The organism is Nitrosomonas halophila (assembly GCF_900107165.1).
GTDB lineage: Bacteria > Pseudomonadota > Gammaproteobacteria > Burkholderiales > Nitrosomonadaceae > Nitrosomonas > Nitrosomonas halophila.
This window is the reverse complement of the sequence record NZ_FNOY01000139.1, coordinates 1-1,646: the sequence shown is the minus strand read 5'-3', so window position 1 is coordinate 1,646 and position 1,646 is coordinate 1. Positions and strand designations below refer to the sequence as shown.

Sequence of the window (1,646 nt, the reverse complement as noted above, 5' to 3'; positions counted from 1 at the left end):
CCCCCTGTGTCAGAATAGTTGTCGTGTCTAATTTTTAATTAATATTCGGGGGCGATAAGGAATAAACAATGACACGATATTCAAAAGAACGCAAAGAAGCGGTGATCAGGCGGATGATGCCGCCGGAGAATACACCGGTACCGGTGCTGGTTGAGGAGACGGGCATCTCTGATGTCACCTTGTATCAATGGCGGAAACAAGCAAGAGCAAGAGGGTTAGTCGTGCCGGGAGATGGTCGAAATCCGGAGAATTGGTCACCGGAAGACAAGTTTGCCGTTGTGCTGGAAACAGCGACAATGAACGAAGCAGAGCTGTCAGAGTACTGCCGCAAGAAGGGGCTGTTTGCCGAGCAAATAGCTGCTTGGAAGGCGAATTGTCTTCAGAGCAATGCTTCGATTGAACAGCTGTCCCGAGCAGCCAGACAGGATATCCAGCGGGTGCGCAATGAAAACAAGCAGCTCAAACGGGAATTGCGCCGGAAGGACAAGGCGCTGGCGGAAACTGCTGCATTACTGGCCTTGAGAAAAAAGATGCATGCGATCTGGGGGGAGGACAGGGACGAATGATTGGCGCCCTGGATCGCAAACGAGCAGTGAAGCTGATCAGTGAAACAGTCGATGCGGGGGCCCGTACGGCCAAGGCCTGCGAGGAAATGGGCATCTCGATGCGCACGTTTCAGCGCTGGACTCGAGAAGGCGAAGTGAAGACTGACGGCCGGCCTGACGCAGTCCGGCCGGTGCCGGACAACAAACTCACGTCACAGGAACGCCAGGCCGTACTGGACACGCTCAACAGCCCCATCTACCGTAGCCTGCCACCGAGCCAGATCGTGCCTGCACTGGCCGATGACGGTTGTTACATTGCCTCTGAGTCGACGTTTTACCGGATACTACGGGAAGAAGGCCAGCAACATCACCGGGGTCGCAGCCAGGCACCTGAAAACCGGCCAATGAGTACGCACTGTGCAACGGGTCCCAACCAAGTATGGTGCTGGGACATCACCTGGCTGCCCGGACCTGTCAAGGGTGTTTATTACTATCTGTATCTGATCCTGGATCTGTATAGCCGTAAGGTTGTGGGCTGGGAAATCCATGAAGAAGAGTCGAGCGAGCTGGCGGCGCACTTGCTGCGCAAGGCCTGTCTGCGTGAGGCTATCGCCGGTGCGCCTTTGGTGCTGCACTCAGACAATGGCAGCCCCATGAAGGGCGCATCAATGGTGGAGACTCTTCGCCGCCTCGGGGTCGTGAAATCAAACAGCCGGCCGCGAGTCAGCAACGATAATGCATACGCCGAATCCATCTTCCGGACCTGCAAGTATCGTCCTGGCTATCCGTATAAGGGCTTTGTAACCCTGGCCAATGCCCGAGACTGGGTGTTGAAGTTTGTACACTGGTACAACTATGAACACAAGCACAGCGGGTTGAAGTTCATGACTCCGCACCAGCGCCACAGCGGCCAGACGCGTCAGGTAATAAATAATCGGAAAGCCGTCTACGAGGCAGCCAGGGCAGCAAACCCAAAGCGCTGGTCTCGGGATGTCAGAAACTGGAATCTACCAGAGCAAGTCTGGCTGAACCCAGAGAAGGACGGGGGTGACTTAAAGGTCGCCGTGTAGATGAACACGACAACTACCTTGACAAACAGCG

Annotated in this window: 1 protein-coding gene; it reads left to right on the top strand. The window is 55.3% G+C overall.

Annotation, left to right across the window (positions count from 1 at the left end; genetic code table 11):
• The first annotated feature begins 68 nt into the window (after window positions 1-68).
• Window positions 69-1,615 (top strand): IS3 family transposase gene (locus BLV85_RS14670; protein WP_425433815.1). Its coding sequence is split into 2 segments (ribosomal slippage): window positions 69-522 and window positions 522-1,615, totalling 1,548 coding nucleotides; the frame shifts between segments, so codons are not numbered across the junction.
• Window positions 1,616-1,646 lie beyond the last annotated feature (31 nt).